This window comes from Gordonia sp. w5E2 (assembly GCF_036540975.1).
Taxonomy (GTDB): domain Bacteria; phylum Actinomycetota; class Actinomycetes; order Mycobacteriales; family Mycobacteriaceae; genus Gordonia; species Gordonia jacobaea.
Genome location: NZ_CP144213.1, coordinates 3,954,977 through 3,976,979 on the forward strand (window position 1 = coordinate 3,954,977; position 22,003 = coordinate 3,976,979).

Genomic DNA, 22,003 nt, shown 5'->3' on the forward strand with positions numbered 1-22,003 from the left:
CCGGCAACCCGTCAGCGGAACGTCGCCAATGATGCGCGTACGTCGAGGCTCGGTCGTGGCGTGTCGTCGAGAACGCTACGCGCGCTGAGCCATTGGACTACGGCGGTCAACGTCACCGCGCACGCCGAGACGATTGCCAAAGCCATCGGGCCACCCGCGAACGCCGCCGCGATACCTGCGGGCACGGCCACTACCAGCACGGCGAACGCCGACCACGCGGCGCGGTCGATGTTGTCACTGATGACCAGCATCGTGATGTTCCCGCCCAACGCTGTTTTCGCGATCCCACCCGCGGCGAGGACCAGGAGCAACGGTCCCGCAGCGGCCATCGAGGGGCCGTAAGCCCACGAGACAACGGTCTCTCCGAGAATCGCCAGAAATGCAACGATCACGAGCGTCACGAGTGAACCGAGTGTGGCCACCGCCGCAAGTATCGACACCACTCGCTCACGATTCCCCAAGACCCACTCCCGCGCGACAGCCGGCGTCACGGCGAGGGATGCGAGACTCTCCAGAATCGTGACCTGCAGGGCCAAAGTGGCTGCGGCCGCATAGATTGCCGCGTCGTGCGGTGCGAACGCGAAGTTGGCGAGCCAGATCGTAGCCGGAAGACACACGAATGCGGAGAGGTCGAGAACGAAGAGTTTGGCGCCATGACGAATCGGATCGCGCAGGGCGCGCAATTGACCACGCGTCGTCAACGACACTTCTGCGCGACCCACGGTCAGCGCAATTGCCAACTGGATCGTGGCCACGGCGGTATATACGCCGAGAACCTCCGTCAGCGATGATTTGTCGAACGCGAAAAGTAGCAGAGCCACCGCGGGGAGCACGATCGTGCTGCGAATATGGTGAGTGGTCAACACGGCCATTCCCACCCGCCCGTGAGCGGCGAAGATATCGCTGAGGGTCAGCCGCATCGACTCGACGACCACCACCGCTACCGTGAGTAGCAGCACCGGCCAGTATTGCGAATCACCGCGTAGTGGCCACGTCGCGATCAGTCCGATGAAGGGTGCCGTGATCAACGACAGCACCGCGGTTGCGCGCAAGTGGTCGGAGGCGATTTGTTTGGCCTCATCTGCTGTCTTTGCCGCCGGTAGTAGCCGTATAACGTTTGGCCCCAACCCCAATCGACCGACCATGGGGCCGATCGACAAGGCTGCGAGGATCGCGAAGAAGACGGCGGCCTGCCTTGCATCGAGCGCTCGATACGCAACGATGGTCATCAAGAAGGTGCATAACAAACCTGCGCCGGCGGCTACGAACCGGAGGCTGAAACTACGGCGCACCTCGGTCGTGGGCTTCTCGGCGGCGGTCACCATGTATAGCCAGACAGGTGCATGAGCGGATTCGCTGTGTAAAGTGAGCACGCAGTTCTGCGCCCTGATCGGACGGAGGTGACCCGATGCCGCTGAAACGCCGATTCGACGCCCGCTGGGAGATCCCTCTCTTCATAGTCTCCATCGTCGCAATGATTGCGCTCGCCGTTTCGCTCATGAGGAAGGCGCTGGCAGACCGGATCGACGCCGACGGCGCTGTCGATTGCGGGAAAAACCTCTGCCATCTGTCCTTCGTCGATTTCCGCGACGCTACGTGGCGCCCCGTTTCCTGGTTCGTCATGGGCAACAATCCCTATGACACTCAGACGTACCTTCAACATTTCCCCAACTCTCTCGATTACCCGACGTACGCACCGGGCCATCTGTTGCTCTGGGCTCCCCTTGGATGGGCCGATTGGAATACCACCAGCGTCGTCGCTGCCGTGATCGGGATGACCGTGATCATCGCGACCGGTTGCTGGCTCGGATTGCGCGTGGCCGAGAACATCCCCGCGACGCTGATCCCGGCCGGACGCGAGGGCGCCATCAGGCGCGGGATGCTGGCGACGTGGGGAGTGATTCTTCTTCTGCTCTCCCGTCCGGTGAGCCTGGCCTACTACCTCGGTCAGCCCAGTATCGTCTACGTCTTGCTTGCAGTCCCTGCAATCATGGTGCGCAACAAGTACATCGGCGTGATACTCGTCGCATTGTGTTGCATGAAGCCACATATCGGGCTGGCCGTAGTCGTCGTTCTGATTGCGCAAAGCAGATGGCGACGAGCATTGCTCGGCGTCGGATTGAGCGCAGCCCTCTCCCTCGCCGCAGTTTTGGTGATGGCCGGCGGTGTCTCCGGAGTGCCGCGCTGGGTCGACAGCCTCGTCGGAAACATCAGCGAGTCGTCGTCGAGACGAACGGCGGATTGGCTCGATGAGCGAATCGATATCGTCGGGAGCCTCCAGCACGCCGGATTGGGCATTTCGACCGCGACCACAGTCGCCATCGCCATCGCAGGTGTTGTTGCCGCGTACTTCTTGGTTCGACGAACGTCGTACCGTTTCGAATCGATTTCCGTCCTGCTGGGCCTGACACTTGTCACGGTGACGCTCTACCACCTCAGCTACGACGCAGCGTGGCTGATCGCGCCGATCGTGCTCGGTTCTCTCGAAGTAGCGTCCGATCCCCGACTGCGCAAGCGACTTGCACCGGGATTGGCCCTGTTGTTCTTCGGGGCAGCCATTTCGCACTACTACATATTCGATCGGCTCGGTAACGAACTCGGTGTCGCGAACTTCTCCATCTGGCTGATGCGCGTGACGTTGTACGCGGGCGCGGTACTGCTGATCGCCGGACTGTGGACAGTATTCCGGACGCGGCAACACCCGCATTCGTCGGCGGATAACGTCGATCCTCGGGCTCATTCGACGCATGCTCACCCGATCTCCGCGGAGGCAAGCGACACCCCGGGCGCCGACATCGCCGCCACGTGATCGCCGGTACCCACCACGTCAAAATTCGCCTGCATCGTTTGAACCACCCAGGTGATGAACGCGACCTTGTCCGACGCCGCGACGCCCATGCCAGGAAAGAACTCCATCGCGGGCGCGTCCCGCCGGTCGAGGATGTCGGTGGGATGAATGAGCATCGACATCCCGACCCCGCGCGCCCTACATAGGCGCACCGCGGCACGAAAATAGCCGCGCGCAAGTCTCGGCGAAATCGAGTACAGCTGAATGAGGTACGAACCGTGCATGGGCACACGAGCAACCGGAAAGGTTGTGACCGGCAGTTCTACGATCTGACCACCTGCGGCCCGCAGTCGCTGGGGATGCAGACTCCATCGCGCCTGCCCGAATCCGCCGAACAGGTCGGCACGATCTTCTCGTTGTTCGTCTGACAATTCGGTGCTGCGGAAGTGCTGATACCGCGCGAGTGGACCGATCCACGTCGGCAGCACACTCGCGTCGTACTGATAGCCCCGCTCTATGAGCAGCCTGAACAACTCCGGAGTGTGGCTGTAGCCAGGCGCCCGAAAACCAACTGGCGCAGGGGCTCCTGCCGCCACGATGGCTTCGTGCGTCCTATCGACCTCTGCGGCAAGCCGCTGCGCGTCGTACCTCTGCAGCCACGGCTCATGTTCGTACGAATGGTTTCCCACTTCGTGTCCACAACGAGCAAACGACGAGACAGCTTCTGCGCCGTCATCGCGAGCCGCATCTGCGCCGATGACGAAAACCGTTGTGCTCTGGTTGAGTTCACCGAATAGCTCGACGATCCGCGGTACCGCCACGTGAAGATAGCTCGGTCGGGCTTCCCACTCGGGATCTCCGTGTGTCTTCAAGTACGACCACACGTTGTCAAGATCGACCGACACACTCGCGAGGGTTGTCGAGTTCATGTCATCCTTCCGGCACATAGGTCTGAAGTCGACCAGCGCGCGCCGCAACGTCTTTCGACATTGCGCGTACCTGGCTCTTCTCAATTGCTGCCATGGCTATGACCCCACCAACGCAGGCCGCAAGACCGACGATCACCCACACCGCCAAACCATCGCCTACACGGTCGCCGAGCAGCAGAAATCCGACGCCCGACGCAGCCAGGAGGGTCACCGCATCCATCACCGAGCCGACGAGGGTCGTCGAACCCCGCGCCAGCGCGAGCCCCATCTGCAGTTGCCCGACCACTGCGGTCACCACCACAAGCCACGCGAGCGGATCAGCGAGGAGCCCGAAGCCGACGTGCGACGCGACGGGTCTCCCCGCCACCGCCAGAATCGCAAAGCTCACACCGGCCAGACACGCAAGCGGAACCGCGCCGGCACTCCGTGAGGCAAACCACGTCGCTCCAGCGACTACAAACGCAACAGTCACGAGACCGACAAGTGCCAGACCGCCGATCTCGTAACTGTTCGACGGACGCGAGACAACCAACAACAGAACGATCGCGCTCGCCATGACGCCGAATACCGCCAACTCGCTTGCGGAGGTTCGCCGCCGCAAAAGCACGAATCCCAGGAGCGACGCCAGGGCCACAGACGCGCACACGGCACCCTGGACGAGGTACAGGGGCAAATGCGCTCGAGCGAGAAAAGCAAGTGCAAAACCCGTTACCTGACAGGCGAATCCGACGATATACACCGGATCACCGATCAGACGGGTGAGCCCACGAACGCCCGCTCCGGAAGGAGCGGAACGTCTTGCGCCCACACTCTGACAAAGCAACCCGGCTGCATAGGCCCCCACCGCTGCAGCAAGGTAGAAATAGTCGATTATCACGTCAACTCGAATCCGCCCCGTTCACTATCCCGAACTCGGGAATGTGGGTAGTCTAGCGCGCGTGCCGACCGTTCATCTAGTTGCCGGAACCCGCCCGGAAGCCATCAAACTGGCTCCTCTTTATAGTGAGCTTTGCGAACTATCGTTCGATGTGCAGTTCGTCGCAAGTGGGCAGCATCCGACAATGGTGAGGGACTCGCTGCAGGCGTTCGGCATCACCCCCGACCTCGCACTCGAGATCGACCGTGGTGACGGCGGTCTACCGACCCTTACCGCGGCGTTGATCACCGGCCTGTCCGACCTGTGGGCGGCGAAGCGTCCCGATCTTGTTGTGGTACAGGGCGACACCACGACAGCCTTGGCTGGAGCACTTGCAGCGTTCTGGGCAAAGATCCCGGTTGCACACCTGGAGGCAGGCCTGCGGTCACATGATCTCCACTCGCCGTTTCCCGAAGAGGCAAACCGCAAGCTGATTGGACAAGTCGCGGATCTGCACCTGGCGCCGACGCAGCGAGCAAAAGACAATCTCATTTCCGACGGAGTCCCCGAAGCCCGGATCTACGTGACCGGCAACACAGTCGTCGACGCCGTGATCCGCATCGCGGCAGATCTTCCAGAGGCCAGCGCAACCACTGGGCCCGTGGTTCTGCTGACAATGCACCGCCGCGAGTCCTGGGGCTCGCCCCTCGACCAGGTACTGAAGGCGGTTGCGCAGCTGCTGACCGAGTACCCCGACCTGGAAGTGATCTGCCCAACGCATCCCAACCCCTCTGTCCGGCAACAGGTTCACCAGGTACTTGGCGGACACGACCGTGTCACGCTCACCGAGCCACTCCCCTACGAGGCGCTCGTAGGAGTGATGAAAGCCGCTACGGTCATCCTCTCCGACTCCGGCGGGATCCAAGAGGAAGCACCCACGTTCGGTGTGCCCGTCCTCGTGGCACGGACGGTTACGGAACGAATCGAAGCGATCGAGCACGGGTGCGCCATCTCGGTGGGAACTGACACGAACACCATTCTCTCGACCGCACGCAAGCTGCTGGACAGCCCAGACTTGCGCTCCTCCATGGCATCTCGCGGAAACCCCTTCGGCGACGGACTGGCAGCATTCCGGAGCGCGAAGGCGATCGCGCAGTTATTCGATGCACGGGTCGAGCTCCCACCCGAGTTTTCAATGAACGCGCAGCAGGTCACATAACTCTTCGCAAACCGAAGAAACGTACATCACTCGTCGATCGGCCAATAGACGCCGCCATGGCATTCCGGACAGAGTGGTGTTAATGTGAATCCACCATTCGTTATCCGACACGGGGAAGTCGGATCATTCCTTGGGGGGAAGTATGGTCATTGAATCCTTTCCGGATCAGACCACGAGTGTCATTCATTCGGATGACATTCATTCGAACAGCGCCCAGAGCGTGGGTCTCAAGAGCCGTGGCCCTAAGAGCCTGGTTCAGACACGAACGCTCCATCTGGTCCTGCCGGCCTACAACGAAGAAGACTCTCTTCGACCACTTTTCGAGCGGCTACGCCGAACGGAGTTGCCAATCCACCTGAAGGCGTGGGTGATTGACGACGGATCGATCGATCAAACAGCCGCCATCGCCTCCGAAGGGCTCGAAGGACTCGATGTTCAGCTCGTAAAGCACCCGGTCAATCAAGGTTTGGGGCGGGCAGTCCAGACGGGCATCCGTGCAGCACTCCGGGTCGCCTCCTCAGACGACATCATCGCGATCATGGATGCCGACAACACTCACGATCCTGCGCTGCTCGATGCCATGATCGCAGCGATCGACGCCGGTGCCGACCTGGCTGTTTCGTCGAGGTTCACCCCCGGCGGCGACGACACCACAGCACCGCCTTTCAGGCGTCTGCTTTCGCGCGGAGCTGCGACCGTCTTCTCCCGGTTGATCGCGATCGAGGATCTCCACGACTTCACCTGCGGGTACCGGGCCTATCGAGTGTCACTGCTGCGCCGTGCAACTGAGTACTGGGGCGACAGTCTCGTCACCGAGCAAGGTTTCGCCTGCATGGTGGAGTTGCTGATGAAACTTCGGCATCTCCAGCCACGCGTCGTCGAGGTCCCGATGGTGCTGCAGTACGACCTCAAACAGGGCGCCTCCAAACTCAAACTCGCGCTGACGCTGCGACAGTACGCGAAACTCGTACTGCGCGAACAGATCACGCCTGTGCCTGATCTGGCAGCACGAAATTGATCTCCCAGAGTTCGACCGGCGTCACCGTCATCGGCGGAGGCATCGCCGGTCTGGTTGTCGCGTACCGGTTGGCCCAACGCAACGTTCCGGTGACCGTGCTCGAACAGGGCACGCAGCTCGGCGGACTCGGCGTTGAGGGCGAAATCGGAGGTCATCCGATCGAGCGCTTCTACCACTGCATCATGCCCAGCGACGACGCGTTGCTCGAGCTCCTCGACGACCTGGGCCTTCGCGAATCGATCGAATGGCGCTCCACCACCATGGGGATGCTGGTAGATCGTCACCGTTACCCGTTCAATACTCCGCTCGATCTGCTCAGGTTCCGCGCCTTGAGCATTCTCGAGAGAGTGAGGTTCGGTGCGGTGTCGGTGACGCTCCGATACCTCGGGCGAGGCAAAGACCTTGACCACATGACCACCGAGGCATGGCTATCGGAACTGTACGGCCCCGCTGTCTGGGCCAAGCTGCTCAAGCCCATGCTCGGCGCGAAGTTCGGGGATGCGTTCTCACTCGTGCCGGCTCGCTACATCTACGAGCGCCTGGGCAGAGAGAAGAACGTCGCCGTTCGCGGCTATCCGAGTGGCGGATACCGATCAATCGTCGAAGCGCTCTGTCAGGCGATACGCGACCGCGGAGGCATCGTCGAGACCTCCGCTCGGGTAACCGCCGTGACAGAGACCTCCAGCGGCGTCGAGGTAGCGCTGGATGACCGCGTGATCACCAGCGACTTCCTGGTGTCGACCGTTCCCATTCCGGTGCTCCATCAGCTCGCTGACGAGAGCCTCCGAGCAGCTCTTCCCCCGGCCGAGCACACTTATCAGGGCGTCGTCAACGCTGCGTTCCTGCTTCGCAAGCCGCTCGACGGACACTACTGGAGCCCTGTGATCGGTTGCGACACAGAGTTCGACGGCGTCATCGAGATGTCCGCGCTGTCCGGAACCCATCGCTACGGCGACCATTCGCTGGTTTACACAATGAAGTACACCACTCGAGACTCGCCTCTCTTCAGCGAGGATTCCGATGCGATTGCGGCCCGCTGGACAAGCCAGCTATGCGCCCTATATCCAGACCGGATCGCCAGCGACGACGTCCTGGCAGCCAAGGTCTTCGCCGCCCCCTTCGTAGAGCCGATCCCGTTTGTCGGTCAGTCACAACAGATTTCGGATGGCCATGTACCAAACACAAGACTCAGTATCGCCACAACCACTCAGCTCTATCCAGACGTCACGAGCTGGAACTCTTCGACTCGCCTTGCCGAGAGCGTCGCGCGACGAGTCGCAACGGCCGCAGTCTCGGTCGGCACGCCGTAACGTCACCACCCGCTTTCACGCACGTGTAGTGAGAGCGGCCGAGATACTCTCCATCGCTGGGGGGATCGCCTTCGCCGTCGCGATCAGCAACGACGTTCCGGTGGCGAAGTCCGTCGTCGAGCGCGTGGTGTTCGGTATCGGCATGGGGGCCTGCTGGGTGCTGCTGATGGCACGCGAGGATTCGACCAACCAACGGATACTCGGGCGTGGTCTCGAAGAGTTCGTTCGCGTGTTCGTGGCCACCGCCAAACTATTGGCGGTCGTCGCCGTGGTCGTACTCGTACTCGGGGTTCCGATTCCTCGCCAGACGCTTCTGATCGCAATCATCACCGGCTTCGTGGGGTGTATGACAGCGCACGCAGTGAGCTCGCTGTACATCGCTTCGCGGCGCCGACGCGACGGGGCGTCGTCGACGCGTGTGTTGATTGTCGGCGGCCCGGAGTCCGCGGTCCGAATGAGCGACACGATGACGAAGAACCCGTCGTTGGGCTACATTCCGGTCGGAACTGTCGAGCCGCCCGCTCCCGCCATCCAGGATCCGACGATGATCGAGGATCCCGGCTATATCGTCGATGCCGCCCTGAGTGCCGCAGCAGACTACATCGTCATCGCCTCGTCGACCCCGCTGGAAACAGAATGGCTGCGCGCGCTGCGTTTTGGCCTGTCCCAAGCCGGTATCGGCCTGTTGATCGCTCCGTCATTGGTCGGACTGGCACGTCCCAAGATCACCTTGGAATCCATTGCCGACGTCCCGCTCATCCACGTCGACGAGCCTGGCTACAGCAGTCGTTCCGGGTGGGGTAAAGCGCTGTTCGATCGATTCGTCGCCGCGACCGGACTTCTCATCCTCTCGCCGATACTGCTGGCAATCGCGATTGCTATCAAGGTCTCCGATCGCGGCCCTGTCTTCTACCGTCCGGAACGGATCGGCCGTGACGGCGAGTCGTTCCGAATGTGGAAGTTCCGTTCGATGTATCAGGACGCCGATAAGCGGCTGGCCGAGTTGCGCGGCAGCGGCCCCCAAGCGGATGACATGTTCTTCAAGATGAAGAAGGACCCGCGGATCACCCCGGTCGGCCGCATCATCCGCAGAACGAGTATCGACGAGTTCCCACAACTGATCAACGTGATCCTCGGCGAGATGAGTCTTGTCGGGCCGCGGCCACTCGTGCACGGCGAAGGACACACGTTCCCTGGGTTCGTCGAGCGACGCCAACTCGTGAAACCCGGAATGACCGGCTTGTGGCAGGTCTCCGGCCGCTCGGACACCACCGACGAGCAGCGTGTCGAGTTGGATATGTACTACGTCGAGAACTGGTCGATCGAGCAAGACGTCCGAATTCTCTTGCGTACCGTCGTCACGGTTGCCCGTGGCGAAGGAGCCTACTGACCTACGACCGACCGCCGAGCCCACTGCACAAGGGCACCGACTTGCGGCGACAGTTCACGATAGACGCGCTCGAAATCGGCTTTCGGTTGACCCATCGGGTCGAGGATGTCGAGGTGCGCGGAGTTGGTGTCGATTCGCCCACGTGCCGCCATGATCGCGTCGATACTCGGCGACGCGTCGGTCGTCGGGGTGTCGCCGTCGAGCACCGACACCAATTCGACGAACTCGATGAGCGTGAACATCCGCTTCCAACGGACCGGCAGCATTCGTTGACAGGCGGCACGATGCTCGCGAGTCATGCAGAGCACGATGTCTGCGGGCGCCAGTATGCGCGGTTGCAGATATCGGGACTCGAAACCTGTTGCATCGACGCGATTTTCGGCGAGTACTTCGCTGGCGAAGGGGTGCATCGCCTGCCCGTTGAGTGCTCCGACACCTGCGCTCGAAGCCGTCAACTCGACCCCTTGCTCTACGGCCACAGCACGGCAGATCCGCTCCGCCATCGGCGAACGACAGATGTTGCCGGTGCATACGAAAAGCGCGTCCATGCGCTCAGCCTATCGTCTCCGCATACGGGGTTTTTGATCGTAAATCTTGCCGCGTGGTCGTCGGTAAACTCGGATCTCTCGGACGATTACTCCCGTAGATTTGTGCGCGACTCACGTGTCTGTCGCTCGAACGTCCGACAGCATCAGTTAACCTCAACGCATGGCAACCATCCGCTCAGTCGCATTTGTTGATGATCTGGACGGTCGGGAGATCGACCTCGACGACGTCCACACGGTTCTCTGGTCCTGGCTCGGCGTTGAATATCAGCTCGATATTTCCAGCGCAAATCTCGACAAGGTCGAGAACGGCCGTGTCACCGTCGCCAAACTCCTTGAGGCTTCCACCAGGATCGGCGGCCGCAAGCAGTCCACGGCGCCTCGGGTGACCACCAAGAAGTCATCCGGCTCGTCCAAGTCGGCGGCGTCGACGAGCGATATTCGGGAGTGGGCAATCGAAGAAGGCTACGAGGTGGGCCCGCGTGGTCGGCTTCCCAAGGAAATCGTAGAAGCGTTCGAAGCCGCTCACTGAGCCATCACGCTCGGGGATCAGCTCAGATCCCCGAGCACGAACTTCCCAGATCCAACCGCCGTCCGACGTCGGCTCCGTGCAGTTTCCATGGTGAATTCCCTTGCCGCGCACCAAGTACGAAGCGTCCTTCCACAACAGGACTCCAGTGGAAAATCGCGACGTGTCTGCGTGGCACGACGTCGAAGGTGAATCGCAATAGCTTTCCATTGGCCAACCGCGTCGGTTGCCGGACAGAGAATGTCACCGGGTCGTCGTTTGTCACCCGCGCGGTGAGTGTGTACGTGCAACCCGCGCCGTATTTACCGGTTCCGCCGGGTTGCGCGACCGTCAAGGTGCGCACCGCGGCGTCAGCATGTGCAGGCATGACGCCGACCAACGCTCCCGCCGTAATCAGGGCAACGACCGCCGCACGGATCATCGAAACTGGTCGCGTAATGCGTGCCATTCACTCTCCCCATGCGTATCGGCGGTGCAACGCGCTCAGACTATCGACTATGTGAGACACATAGGGGATTCACAGCATTTACCGACGTCAGATCGGCTCGTCGTTATCATTACGCGGCAGAATCTATCGAGTGCGCGTCCCCGACTTCTTCCACGCCCTTGTCCTTCTCAATCTTCTGTTCGCCTGCGGGTTGTGGGCGCTCATGAGGCCATCGGGGCGTGCGTCGTTGGTGCTCGCAGGCGTCGCGGTCGCCTGGATTATCTGGAACGGCCCCATCGAGGGAGCCACCCTGATCGCATTCTCCTCGCGACACGGCGTCACCGAGTCCGATCTGCTGTCGCTGGTCGCATTCTGGATCGCCGGCTCCTCCTACGAGCGCATGCGCCGCAACTCGGCTGAGCCCACCCGCTGATCGAGCGCCTTAACCGCTGGTCGAGCGCCTTAACCGATGGTCGAGCTTGTCGAGACCCCCGCCGCTGGTCGAGCGCCCCACCGCTGGTCGAGCCTGTCGAGACCACCCCGCCGCTGGTCGAGAGCCCCACCGCTGGTCGAGCCTGTCGAGACCACCCGCCACCGCTCGAGCCCCCACCCCGCTGGTCGAGCCCCACCCCGCTGGTCGAGCCTGTCGAGACCACCTCAAAGATCGTTGCTCGCCGACCACCCGGGGCTCGGAGTCATAGGCGCCCACGGCTGCGCGCCCTGGCTCGCCGCCCGATTCGGCACCGACGCAGGAACATTCGACGCGCACGCCCGCTGGTCGGCAGTCGGATTCGGATAGACCGCAGCAAAGTCGTAGCGCGAGACGTACCACCCGCCAAAGACGTTGCCCCCAGGCGTCCGTTGCGATCCCCGCACTCTGACCGGCGGCGCGCTGGCCTGCTGCCGGAAGTCGATTTCAACCGGTCGCGGCGTATCAACCCGCGAGCTCCACGGCGACGCCCCGCTGCCGCTGCGCACCGACGAATACCCGTACCGGCACAACACAATTCGCGTCCCATACGCACTGTCTTCTCGACGCAGCGCCGAGAAGAACACAGTCCCGACCGAGGGCTTGGCATCCGACACCTTCGACGGATACACCGTGATCATCTGATCAATGTTCGACGGCGCCGCCTCGGAGAACCCCGGGTACCCCCAGCTCGTCGACTGCGCGGCGTTCGCGATCTCGAACGATTCGACGAAGGCGCGAACAAACGTGCCCTCGGGGCCCGAGAGGTCGAGCGCACCACCCGGGATCCACCGGAAAGTCGTGTTGAAGTCTGTCGGAACGTGGTCGCTGGGCGCGGGCGCCGCCGAGACTGCAGTCCCTGACTCGGTGGTCACTCCACATCCGACCAGCGCGAACAAAACGCACAGGGCGGCCGACATCGTTGCGATCACTCCGCGATGCTTCTGCGCCACGACGATCACCCCTTCGGCTTCGGCCTGGCCCCGGGTTGTCGGCTTAGTTGCAGGGTAGGCATCGCAACCGCCACGCATGGGCAGTGCCGCGCATCAGAAAGGCGAAGATAGTGCAACAGAATGGAGTAGCTGAGGATTCCTAGGCCGCCAAACGAATCGATAGCCTGCTCACTACCGCAGCGGCCGGCCTACACCGTGTAGCCCCTTTGGAGGACACCCTTGCGAAGCCGAGCAAACCGTTCGCGAGAACCTCAGGGCAGCATGCGAGTCGTACACGTGCGAAATGCTTTCGACCGGCGGTTTCCGTGTTGACAACATAGGGGCCCTATGACAATCTGAGTGCAATTCTTAGCTGCCGCTAAGGCGAGTCCACACCGCTGTGGGCGCCCCCCTGATCAGAGCTCACCCGGAGGCCTCATGGCTACTGCATTTGCGCCCACAGTCAAAACCAGATTCTCCTCAAGGATGCGTATGGGCGCTGCGGCCGTGGCAGTCGCGTCCGCTGCCGCGTTCACTCCCGCAGTTGTGCATTCAGCACCCATCGCCGCCGCAGCGCCTGCGGCGCAGGTTGCATACATCACCAAGGGTGTTCCTTACGTCGTCAAGGCGTCTGCTGCACCCACGGCGGCGGCGCAACCCCTCAGCAACTGCCAACCGAACAACTTCGGCTGCTACCTCGTTGAAGGATTGAGGACCGCCGGCCAGCAGTTCAGGCAGGGTGCGGCCTACTGGACGCGGGGCGTAGCCAGCGTCGTCGGCACCGTCACTTACGTAACCACTGCAGCAACCGGGCAGGTCTTCAAGGCCATCGGTCTCAACCGTATCGGCTCGATCTTCACCTTCATCGCGAACACCATTGCGAGGATCACCAGGGTCGGTCCGTACGGCACGTAATCAGATGTGAAAAATACTCGTCAGTTCACGTGACCACGTGGACTGGCGAGTATTTTTATGTGGATTTCGCGATTTGTGCTCATCATGCGCCGAAACTTCGACGGCGCCCTAGTGCAGGGAACTAACTTCAGTGGGACTCTCCCCGCGTCGGTCGACTCATGACGGCTCGACCGACGGTTCTAAGGCGACCGACGAGAACACAACGACTACGAGCGACATCTTTAGACGACGCAATCTCGTGATTGCCGGGGTAGCAGTGCTCGTCATCGTCGCGGCGTACTGCGTGTGGCTCGTGTTTCAGGCGCAGTCGGTCAAGAGCAACCTCGAGCAGGCCCGCACGCTGTCGCAACAGTCCAAAGATTCTCTGCTGCATGAAGACATGTCGTCCGCGTCGAAGCTGGCTGGTCAGGCGGAGCAGCATGCCCAGGACGCGAAAGACACCACTCACTCGGTGTCGTGGAGCGTGGCAGCAGCCGTGCCGTGGCTCGGCAGCCCGCTCAAGACCGGGCAACAGATATCCGACGTCGCCGCCGGCTTGACCTCCGAGGTCCTGAAGCCTGCAGCGCAGATGGGCGCCACCGTTGCGCCCGGTTCACTGCTCGCCGGCGGGCGCGTCGATGTGGCCAAACTACGCGATGAAGCGCCCCAACTCACAAAGATTTCCGCAGCCGCAACCCGACTCGATAAAGACGCACAAGCGATACAGAATCCGCATTATGTCTCTGCTCTCGATACCGCACGGTCTCAGGTGCAATCGCAAACTGCCGACATAGCGACCCTGCTGAAGAATACTTCGATTGCGGCAAACATTGGCCCTGCAATGCTCGGCGCCGACGGTCCGCGGTCATACTTCATGGCATTCCAGACGAATGCCGAGGCGCGCGGCACAGGCGGCCTCCTGGGCGGATTCGGCATCCTGCGATTCAACGACGGCAAACCGACAGTCGACGACCTGGGCGCCAACAGCGAGCTCAACAAGACGTTCACACCGATCTCCCTCGGGCCAGAGTACGAGGAACAGTACGGCTACACCAACCCGAGCACCGACTTCCGAAACAGCAATCAGAGCGCGCATTTTCCCTACGCAGCTCAAATCTGGAAGTCGATGTGGAAGCAGCAGTCCGGCACAGACGTCGATGGCGTCATCGCCCTGGACCCCATTGCGCTGAGCTACATCCTCGGTGCCACCGGACCGGTCAAGATGCCCGACGGCGAGGTGATCACCAAGGACAACGTCGTCGAACTCACGGAGTCGACGGCATACACCCGGTATCCCGATGACCAGGCAGCCCGTAAGCAGTACCTGCAGGGCATCGCAATCGAGGTCGTCAAGAAGGTGACCGGGCCCCTCGAGTCTCCGCAGGAGGTGCTGCGCGCGCTCGGGCGCGGCGTCGGCGAACACCGGATCTCCGTGTGGAGCGCGTCGCCCGAAGAGCAGGAGCAACTCGAGCAGACCCCGCTCGCCAACACCGTTGCCAACGACAGAGCTCCGCACGCGCAGTTCGTCGTCAACAATCTTGGCGGCAACAAGATGGACTACTACCTGACTCGCCAAATCGAGTACAGCGCAGAGGGTTGCACCCCCGGCACACGAAGGTCGACCGCGACTATCCGGCTGACCAACACGATCAAAGACACGTCGGGACTACCCGACTATGTAGTGGGCAAGATGGGATTTCTACCGGGCTTGGCCTCAGGCGTACCGCGCGGTTCGATGATCACCTCCGTGCGTCTCCTCGCCACTACGGGCGCCGAGGTCGTCAGTGTTAAGGTGAACGGCTCGCCCGTGCAGGTCATCGGCTCATCAGAACGCGGACACCCCACGTTTGAAGCCACGTTCGCCGTGCCACCCGGCGAGACCGCCGAATTGACGTTCGAACTGACCGAACCCAGCACGCCTGGGAAGGCGCAGGTCCCGGTACAGCCACTCATCGACAATCCCACGCCTAAGGTGTCTGTGCCTGAGTGCTCCGAATAGCGCGTAGCGAACAAAACGCGAAAGAACCAGCGCCGCCAGCACTCACAACTCGCTACTTGGTCTGAACGGAATATCCTCCTGGCATCCCTAGACGAGCGCGACCAACTCTGCGGCCCTTCCGAACGATCGGTAAATGTCGCTCAGCCACGCAAGCACCTGCCCGGAATGCGACGCCCCGTGAGACCACCTTTCCCTCCCCTAGGCGATCAGCGCTCCTCATGAGGCGATGTCACGGAAAGGAGCGTCGTACTTCGACGCTGTCCGCAGACCTTTAGCACCGCCGAGCGCTCACCCGTACACTTTGGCGCTGTCGACTCCGGGCTCGATAACCGACTTGCGATTCGTACCTCGGACTACGCACTATAGCTGCCAACCAAAAGGCATACACATGAATTGCAAAAGATACGTTAACTGCCCCTACACAACAACTAAAGTATCAAGACTAACCGACACTGAGATCTCCCAATCATCCGCTCGACTACACAACTTCGCGGTCACGCGGGCGGCCACTGCTCACTCTCGGAACAAAACGTACGGCTATAGTGCCAAAACCGACGAGCCTTCCTCGAATGCTGATCATTAGCGTCACGCGTAAGGTCCAACTTACTAAGCGCAGCGAAGACAAAGCTCCTAAGTAGAAACCCAGCCGACACGGTCCACTTCCACAGCTCTCTGCGAATTAGACCCGGCGAGGAGGTCACACAGTAGACTTCGTACAAGTTTCTCAACCATACCGTCGATAACTGGCTATCAACGCCACGCGTACTCTTGCCAACAGAGTGGTCAACACGAACGCGTCCATCAAGGATAACCGATAGCCCAGAACGCCTCACTCTCGTACAGAACTCGATATCCTCGCCATACATGAACCAGCGTTCACTCAACCCATTCATTCGGTTCCATGTATCGCGGCGCACGAGCATACACCCCCCCGTGACCCAATCCACCGCACGCACCTCACCGAGTACGTCATTCCGAAGTATGTAGTGACCGCGAAAAACTGGCACGAAACCACCGAGCCGAGATAGACCAGTTGCGTGCATCGCCATGCGCCACACAGAAGGATAGTATCCCGCAGTGGTCGTTGGCGCATTCTGCTCGCCCACCATGGGACCCACAATGGCAGACTGCTCGGAATCGAAGTCGGACACAAGAAGAAACAGATCCTGCAAAGACAGTGAAGCATCCGGATTGAGTAACAATACGAATGGCGCCGAAGCGCGTTCAACGCCTTCATTCACCGCTACGGCGAACCCGCCATTATTTGATCTCTCCACGATTACGCTCGGCGAACCAGACCCGATAGACGCAAATTGGGAGAGGGTATCGTCACTGGAGGCGTTATCGACCAATATAAACTCGACGCGCGGATCGCCAAGAAACGGCTTAACTGCCTCTTGGATGAGATGTCCGCTATTATAGCCCACTATGACAATCGAAACAACAGGATCGCGCTGCGAAACGTTCAAAACAGAACCACCTCGAATCAACGAAAAACGGTAACACCATTGGACAGAGCTCTCTCTTGGGACCGCCGACATACGACTCGCTCTAGGTCTGCGAAATGAGACCTCTTATTCCCGCCACCACGTCGCGCCACCTATACCGCGACAATTCGAACTCTGACGCGGCCAGCGGGATACTGTTGCCATCGAGGAGCTTATCAATCGCGTCTGAAATCTCAGAAACACTAGTTGGATCGACATAGAACGCGCTATTGCCACATGTCTCACGAAATACCGATATATCACTAACCAGACACCGCGCACCCAGCTTGAGGGCTTCGACTGGAGGCATACCGAACCCCTCCCCCAACGAGACATAGACAAACAGGGAACAATTCTCATATAACCATCTCAGTTCAGCATCAGAAACGTATCCTACAAATCGAATTTGACACCGCGAAGTGCGGGGATCAATCGCATTCAACGAATCTGCGCTCACACCGTCCGGCTCCCCGACTATAACAAGGTCAAACTCAGCCGAACTGGACGTCGATGCAAACGCCTTAACAAGAGACTCGAGATTCTTGCGTACATTCAGCCGGCCAACAGAGAGAACGAAAGGGCGACGGGAGTCATCCAACAAGTTCATCTCAGGGGGAGTCGGTGACGATTCCAGCAGATCCTCACCAACACCAAGACCAACCGGAACGACACCCCGTATCTTAGGGGAACTCGCTCTAATACGCTCCGCTTCAGTCCGAGTTGTCGCAACCACATAGTCTGCCCGATGAGCTAGCAATGGCATCAATGCGAAGTACGCACGCTCCTTGCGCGTGAACCATTCAGGACTACTGACAAACAACATGTCGTGTATAAAAACTAGGGACCTACGATCGCAACGGACCGCGAAGTTTTGGGTGACTATTGCATCTACGCGCCTCTTGTTGGCAGCTCGCGCGAGAAAAAGGGTTGACGACAGAGCATGCGGACGTACCCGGGTCGGAACCAACGTAACGTTATGCGGGAAATCCGATACGTCAACTTGACACCCCCTAGGAACCCACGTCCACGCGTAAATGACATCCTCAGGGTAAAGCTCTGCCCAATTGCTTAACAACTGCCGAACGGTCCGCCGCAACGATTCAGTACCGCCTCGGAACAACCAGTACGTATCCAGCATTATCCTCATATAGCACCACGCCCTCTATCGACAGAACGAACAATACGATGCGATTCAAACGGAACTTGCTCATTGCCCTCAGTAGTCCCGCTAGCCCGCCGCGGTCGTGGAATAGTCGGACCTCCGCTCAATGCAAAAAACACCGAGATCCACATTATTGCACCAGCACTGGACTCGTACGCGATAGAAGAGTAGAACTGGATGCTCACTATGACGATCAACGCCGACACCACTCCAGGCGTAATGCCGTGCCGAAATACACCCGATATAACCAAATAGAGCATTAAGCCAAAATAGACTGTCGTCGCTAGTATGCCGAAGGCAACGCTATAAAGAATGAATGCGGACTCCGCCGACGTCTTGAGCCCAAGATCCTGAAGAAGAGTATTAGATGGGCCGGCACCCGTGAAGATGAACTGCTTCCAGGTCGATCCGAATACTGACCAAGCCAAGCTTCGCGCATTGGCTGACCCACCATCATCCTCGATACGACTCATCACAGCATCAACAAGACCCCAGCTCGATGCAACGAAGTATCCGACTGCCATTACAACGGCGAGGATCCCCTTAGATCTCCAGGGCACGACAGCAATTAAGTAAAGCGATGCGACCAAGCCGCCAATTAAAGCGAGACGAGATTCCGTAAGCAGCAACGCGAGAATTATCGAAATGTAGCACGCGCCCGTCAGAACGGCACTTCTAACATACGCTAGAAATGGTAGACCGGCCGCCAGGAGCAACCCGAGATTTAAAGGATGGTCGGTCGTCCCCATTTCCCTACCAGATATTACTGGCCACCAATACTGCGACGAGAGGGCGCTTTCCCACGGTTGCTGCATGAACTTCATCCACACTAGGATCGACACAGCGCTTTCAAAGACGCACACGACAACGACCGCAATAGTCGCGCGCTCCAGGAATCTAGGCTCTTCACGCGCCGCTTGGTACAGTACGCAGAACAGGATATAGGGAGCCACTATTTGATTTACTATGAGCCCGCCCACGACGTGCGTGCCTGACGACAGGGCTACTAGAACGATCATCACAAAAACCAAGTGAAACACGACGTGCAGAGGAGGAAGTACACGTGGCGCGGTAATGTGATTCTTGATCGCAGGTCCACCGAAGCGAAGAATCACTACACAGCAACCTGATGCGATGACGAAAATCGAACCGACGTGCAAACTGGGAAGGCCATGTCCAACTCGAACAATTCCAACAACAGAAGGAATCGCCAGATAGAGTGCGCACGTTATAGCTCCAATTACTGATAAACGGTCGACGAAGACCATTCCAAACAGAATTCCCAAAACTACTGTGAGCGTCGCAACGATCATCTCTGTAGGCCCCCATCAACGCGCATAGAAATACACTGGTGGAATCTACTCGACGCAGCTGTCACTTGAGATATCGGCACTTCTGAATCTCCAACGAGATCGACATACTCTGGCACGCACATTCTCCCAGCTAGCCGCTGGAACGATCTGCGGCGGCCGGGTCATTCGAGCCGTACGAGTACCAGTAGCCGCTGCCCTCGGACGTTCGCTTTGCGTCTGTAAGCACTACGCCGACTACGGGAATTTGAGTCAGCGATATCAGGTCTATAGCGCGAGCAAGGCGCGCCGCGTTAGTGCGTCCCGCGCGAGCAACCAGAAGGGCGGCATCAACCCATTTAATTAGAGATATCGAGTCTGCAACCGGTAGCAATGGGGCCGCATCCACTATGACATAGTCGTAATTCTCTGCAAGTTGGCGCAGCAGGTCGCCCATGCGCTGCGTCTCAAGCAGCTCCGCTGGATTCGGGGCATGAGGACCGGAACCAATCACATCCAGACCTGGGTAGTGGCTGGCAGTTATAACGTCAGAGAGCCTGGCTCCGCCGCTCAGCATCGTAGTGATACCCACACTGCCGTTCGTTCCCAGCCTGTTCGAGATTTGCGGGCGACGAAGATCTGCATCTACCACGACTACACGATTATCGGATTCAGCAAGAGCTATCGCGAGGTTGATGGCCACCGTGGTCTTGCCCTCTGAAGCTTCGGCACTGCCGATTAAGATTACCCGTGGTGGAGAATCCACGTTTATGAACGCGAGGTTAGAACGAATCTTGCGAAACTCCTCGGTTGCATGACTAGATCCTGCGTGAAACTCCAAGATCCCCTTATCGCGTAACAGCGGATCAGTCGGAACACGGCCAAGCAAGGGCTTATCAACGATCTCAACTAGGTCCGATTCGCTACTGACACGCGAAGAAACTTTTGGCCAAATGATGACCCCAAGCGAACCAATGACTGCTCCGAGCAGTAGGCCTGCCAATACGTTTCGGTACGTCTGGGGTGAAGTCGCATCTGTGTTCGGCGTAGCCGGCGTCACCACTGTCAACTTAGCGAGCGGGCCTCCACCGTTGGATGGTGATTCAAGAACCGACACGTAGTCGACCAGAGCGCTCGACACCGCGTTAGCAAGATCTGCGGCCAAACTCGGGCTTTCCGCTGTCGCAGTGACATATACCAAGACAGTACTCGCAGAAGAAGATGCTGAAACATCGGCTTTCGCCGTAGTCCTATCTATCGGTAACGCCGAAGACTGCAAAGCCTTCGCAAGGACGGCATCCGACGTCGCTAGTTTCGTATACGAAATGACGCGTTGCTGCGAAGCCAACGAGCCCTGATACGCCGCTGCTGAGTTATCACCTACGCCCGAGGTTACGTACAGCGTCGCCGTTGACTCGTATTTGGGCGTCTGGAGCAGTGAAACTCCTAATGCGAGTACTGCACAGACAAGGGCACTTACACAAATGACTGCCCAGTTTGTCCAAAGTAGGAACAGTATGTGCCTGGCTGAGATAAACCCACGATCCCGTCTTGAAACTTCGGTCATTGTGTTCTCCTAATCCTTTGAACATAATCGTTGGGCATGATTTTGCATTTCAGCAGAATCTGTCATTAGGAGTACAGCCACCAATCAGCAGCCACACGACCGTGTACCTCAGGTAAGTCAAATATCACATCGTCTGCTGATGCAGCATTTAGCAGTTCGCCTACTATTGCAGCAGCAATCTGCTCTTTTTCCGCCTCGGCAGGAATAACGCTATGCCCGTGCTCTGTTAGCCATGTCGATATGCCGGTTTCCTCCGAGGCTACGACCTTGCACCCGTGTGCAAGTCCTTCGAGGATCGGTAGTCCGACCTGCTCCTTCCAGTACGGGTGCGGTTGCGACAGAAGCACTATCACGCTTGCCTCGCTGAGCCGCCGATGTATCTCGCTCCTTGTCGGCGATATCGCAACCTCAACGCTACTGTGTGCACTGGCCGCACCACGCACCTCCTGCTCATAAGCGCCCTGACCAAGCACAGACAACGTCGAAGAGGGGGCCTTGGCGAGAACTTCTCCCCAGGCGTCCAGCAGTCTTAGAACACCCTTCCGTTCGTCGAATGCACCTACGAAGATGACTGCATTTGCAGCTCGGGACAATGTCGTGCAGTGACATGGAGCCGGCAACTGCCAGATAAGTTCGCGCCGCCTGGCCAGTCGATGCCCAAAGAACGTCTCATAGTTGTCCAAGGACGCGTTCGTTCCGAAGACCGCGCTATCATCTGCCGACGATAGTGGATACCGTAGGATTCCGCAGATGGCTCGACTGAGTTGGCTTGGGAGTCGAAACTTCGCGCTGAGCGCATCGACAATATTTTTGTTCTCAATTGCGTAGTAGGCCACGCGCACAGGCCTCCGAAGAATATGGCGACGGACACCTAACGCTATCCGGTAAAAGATCAACCGAGCCCACGAGGCTACTGATAGGGGCTCGTTCAATTCCACCGCGTCGAATCTAGAATCAAGCAAGTGCTTGATGACGCGCATCGGAGACGCTTGCTCGACTGGTGCATCAAAATTTTCCGGGACTTCAAAATCATAACTTGATTTAAGGTAAAGCAGCTTTCCTGGCTCGCACTGACCAAGGATCTCAAAATGAAACGAGCGCACAGAGTCCCATACCCGTAGCAAATGTTTCACTTCTCGGCCTTCAGGCATTCTAGCTCCGTTCCGTCTTATTACTAATTCTCCAGATTGGAG

Annotated in this window: 20 protein-coding genes; 9 read left to right on the forward strand and 11 right to left on the reverse strand. The window is 59.3% G+C overall.

Annotated features, from left to right (window positions below; translation table 11 throughout):
* Positions 1–11: 11 nt before the first annotated feature.
* Positions 12–1,229, reverse strand: a complete 1,218-nt coding sequence (locus RND64_RS17870) for a lipopolysaccharide biosynthesis protein (protein ID WP_235434468.1) — start codon at positions 1,227–1,229, stop codon at positions 12–14.
* A 179-nt stretch (positions 1,230–1,408) separates the two neighbouring features.
* On the opposite strand from RND64_RS17870, the gene RND64_RS17875 reads away from it, so the two are divergent.
* Positions 1,409–2,809: a glycosyltransferase family 87 protein gene (locus RND64_RS17875; RefSeq protein WP_331436215.1), complete on the forward strand. Its 1,401-nt coding sequence runs from the start codon at positions 1,409–1,411 to the stop codon at positions 2,807–2,809.
* On the opposite strand, the gene RND64_RS17880 is transcribed toward RND64_RS17875, so the two are convergent.
* On the reverse strand, positions 2,752–3,717 hold the full coding sequence (locus RND64_RS17880) for a polysaccharide deacetylase family protein (RefSeq protein ID WP_049700828.1): 966 nt from the start codon (positions 3,715–3,717) through the stop codon (positions 2,752–2,754). The two genes, RND64_RS17875 and RND64_RS17880, sit on opposite strands and share 58 nt — an antisense overlap.
* Before the next feature lies 1 nt (position 3,718).
* Positions 3,719–4,273 carry a hypothetical protein gene (locus tag RND64_RS17885; RefSeq protein ID WP_290727296.1) on the reverse strand — a complete coding sequence of 185 codons (555 nt, stop codon included), beginning with the start codon at positions 4,271–4,273 and terminating at the stop codon, positions 3,719–3,721.
* A gap of 382 nt (positions 4,274–4,655) precedes the next feature.
* On the opposite strand from RND64_RS17885, the gene wecB reads away from it, so the two are divergent.
* From wecB to RND64_RS17905, 4 genes are all read left to right on the forward strand, one after another.
* On the forward strand, positions 4,656–5,792 hold the full coding sequence (gene wecB, locus RND64_RS17890) for a non-hydrolyzing UDP-N-acetylglucosamine 2-epimerase (protein ID WP_049700826.1): 1,137 nt from the start codon (positions 4,656–4,658) through the stop codon (positions 5,790–5,792).
* Positions 5,793–5,934: 142 nt separating this feature from the next.
* On the forward strand, positions 5,935–6,810 hold the full coding sequence (locus tag RND64_RS17895) for a glycosyltransferase family 2 protein (protein WP_083444481.1): 876 nt from the start codon (positions 5,935–5,937) through the stop codon (positions 6,808–6,810).
* On the forward strand, positions 6,807–8,120 hold the full coding sequence (locus tag RND64_RS17900) for an FAD-dependent oxidoreductase (protein WP_049700825.1): 1,314 nt from the start codon (positions 6,807–6,809) through the stop codon (positions 8,118–8,120). The genes RND64_RS17895 and RND64_RS17900 overlap by 4 nt, the downstream gene beginning before the upstream one ends.
* Positions 8,121–8,148: 28 nt before the next feature.
* A complete protein-coding gene (locus RND64_RS17905) occupies positions 8,149–9,510 on the forward strand; it encodes a sugar transferase (RefSeq protein WP_049700824.1) in 1,362 nt (453 codons plus the stop codon).
* Here the strand turns inward: RND64_RS17905 and RND64_RS17910 are convergent.
* Positions 9,504–10,058 (reverse strand): arsenate reductase/protein-tyrosine-phosphatase family protein, encoded by a 555-nt coding sequence (locus RND64_RS17910; protein ID WP_049700823.1) that lies wholly within the window; start codon positions 10,056–10,058, stop codon positions 9,504–9,506. The genes RND64_RS17905 and RND64_RS17910 overlap by 7 nt on opposite strands.
* Before the next feature lie 160 nt (positions 10,059–10,218).
* On the opposite strand from RND64_RS17910, the gene RND64_RS17915 reads away from it, so the two are divergent.
* Positions 10,219–10,587 (forward strand): histone-like nucleoid-structuring protein Lsr2, encoded by a 369-nt coding sequence (locus tag RND64_RS17915; RefSeq protein WP_049700822.1) that lies wholly within the window; start codon positions 10,219–10,221, stop codon positions 10,585–10,587.
* Between the two features lie 22 nt (positions 10,588–10,609).
* Here RND64_RS17915 and RND64_RS17920 read toward each other — a convergent pair whose 3' ends face one another.
* On the reverse strand, positions 10,610–11,032 hold the full coding sequence (locus RND64_RS17920; RefSeq protein WP_049700821.1) for a hypothetical protein: 423 nt from the start codon (positions 11,030–11,032) through the stop codon (positions 10,610–10,612).
* A 130-nt stretch (positions 11,033–11,162) separates the two neighbouring features.
* Between RND64_RS17920 and RND64_RS17925 the strand changes: the two genes are divergently transcribed.
* Positions 11,163–11,444: a hypothetical protein gene (locus RND64_RS17925; protein ID WP_049700820.1), complete on the forward strand. Its 282-nt coding sequence runs from the start codon at positions 11,163–11,165 to the stop codon at positions 11,442–11,444.
* Positions 11,445–11,668: 224 nt separating this feature from the next.
* On the opposite strand, the gene RND64_RS17930 is transcribed toward RND64_RS17925, so the two are convergent.
* Positions 11,669–12,442, reverse strand: a complete 774-nt coding sequence (locus tag RND64_RS17930; RefSeq protein ID WP_049700819.1) for a hypothetical protein — start codon at positions 12,440–12,442, stop codon at positions 11,669–11,671.
* 462 nt (positions 12,443–12,904) lie between these two features.
* Here RND64_RS17930 and RND64_RS17935 point away from each other — a divergent pair, with 462 nt between their 5' ends.
* Positions 12,905–13,327: a hypothetical protein gene (locus RND64_RS17935; protein WP_049700818.1), complete on the forward strand. Its 423-nt coding sequence runs from the start codon at positions 12,905–12,907 to the stop codon at positions 13,325–13,327.
* Between the two features lie 130 nt (positions 13,328–13,457).
* Entirely contained in the window at positions 13,458–15,305 is a 1,848-nt protein-coding gene (locus RND64_RS17940; protein WP_331436216.1) for a DUF4012 domain-containing protein, read from the forward strand.
* 494 nt (positions 15,306–15,799) lie between these two features.
* Here RND64_RS17940 and RND64_RS23160 read toward each other — a convergent pair whose 3' ends face one another.
* The 5 genes from RND64_RS23160 to RND64_RS17955 form a co-directional block, all read right to left on the reverse strand.
* Positions 15,800–16,846: a glycosyltransferase gene (locus RND64_RS23160; protein ID WP_416259119.1), complete on the reverse strand. Its 1,047-nt coding sequence runs from the start codon at positions 16,844–16,846 to the stop codon at positions 15,800–15,802.
* A gap of 10 nt (positions 16,847–16,856) precedes the next feature.
* Positions 16,857–17,939 carry a glycosyltransferase family 4 protein gene (locus RND64_RS23165; protein ID WP_416259120.1) on the reverse strand — a complete coding sequence of 361 codons (1,083 nt, stop codon included), beginning with the start codon at positions 17,937–17,939 and terminating at the stop codon, positions 16,857–16,859.
* Positions 17,936–19,267 carry an O-antigen ligase family protein gene (locus RND64_RS17945; protein ID WP_270484071.1) on the reverse strand — a complete coding sequence of 444 codons (1,332 nt, stop codon included), beginning with the start codon at positions 19,265–19,267 and terminating at the stop codon, positions 17,936–17,938. Before RND64_RS17945 ends, RND64_RS23165 begins: the two co-directional genes overlap by 4 nt.
* Before the next feature lie 130 nt (positions 19,268–19,397).
* Positions 19,398–20,810 carry a polysaccharide biosynthesis tyrosine autokinase gene (locus RND64_RS17950; protein WP_270484073.1) on the reverse strand — a complete coding sequence of 471 codons (1,413 nt, stop codon included), beginning with the start codon at positions 20,808–20,810 and terminating at the stop codon, positions 19,398–19,400.
* Between the two features lie 65 nt (positions 20,811–20,875).
* Positions 20,876–21,961 (reverse strand): glycosyltransferase family 4 protein, encoded by a 1,086-nt coding sequence (locus tag RND64_RS17955; RefSeq protein WP_270484076.1) that lies wholly within the window; start codon positions 21,959–21,961, stop codon positions 20,876–20,878.
* Between the last annotated feature and the right edge of the window lie 42 nt (positions 21,962–22,003).

Coding starts and splice junctions, on each gene's coding strand:
- RND64_RS17870 (WP_235434468.1), bottom strand. CDS start 1,229: ATGACCATCGTTGCGTATCGAGCGCTCGATGCAAGGCAGGCCGCCGTC.
- RND64_RS17875 (WP_331436215.1), top strand. CDS start 1,409: ATGCCGCTGAAACGCCGATTCGACGCCCGCTGGGAGATCCCTCTCTTC.
- RND64_RS17880 (WP_049700828.1), bottom strand. CDS start 3,717: ATGAACTCGACAACCCTCGCGAGTGTGTCGGTCGATCTTGACAACGTG.
- RND64_RS17885 (WP_290727296.1), bottom strand. CDS start 4,273: ATGGCGAGCGCGATCGTTCTGTTGTTGGTTGTCTCGCGTCCGTCGAAC.
- RND64_RS17895 (WP_083444481.1), top strand. CDS start 5,935: ATGGTCATTGAATCCTTTCCGGATCAGACCACGAGTGTCATTCATTCG.
- RND64_RS17910 (WP_049700823.1), bottom strand. CDS start 10,058: ATGGACGCGCTTTTCGTATGCACCGGCAACATCTGTCGTTCGCCGATG.
- RND64_RS17915 (WP_049700822.1), top strand. CDS start 10,219: ATGGCAACCATCCGCTCAGTCGCATTTGTTGATGATCTGGACGGTCGG.
- RND64_RS17920 (WP_049700821.1), bottom strand. CDS start 11,032: ATGGCACGCATTACGCGACCAGTTTCGATGATCCGTGCGGCGGTCGTT.
- RND64_RS17935 (WP_049700818.1), top strand. CDS start 12,905: ATGGGCGCTGCGGCCGTGGCAGTCGCGTCCGCTGCCGCGTTCACTCCC.
- RND64_RS23160 (WP_416259119.1), bottom strand. CDS start 16,846: ATGTCGGCGGTCCCAAGAGAGAGCTCTGTCCAATGGTGTTACCGTTTT.
- RND64_RS23165 (WP_416259120.1), bottom strand. CDS start 17,939: ATGAGGATAATGCTGGATACGTACTGGTTGTTCCGAGGCGGTACTGAA.
- RND64_RS17945 (WP_270484071.1), bottom strand. CDS start 19,267: ATGATCGTTGCGACGCTCACAGTAGTTTTGGGAATTCTGTTTGGAATG.
- RND64_RS17950 (WP_270484073.1), bottom strand. CDS start 20,810: ATGACCGAAGTTTCAAGACGGGATCGTGGGTTTATCTCAGCCAGGCAC.
- RND64_RS17955 (WP_270484076.1), bottom strand. CDS start 21,961: ATGCCTGAAGGCCGAGAAGTGAAACATTTGCTACGGGTATGGGACTCT.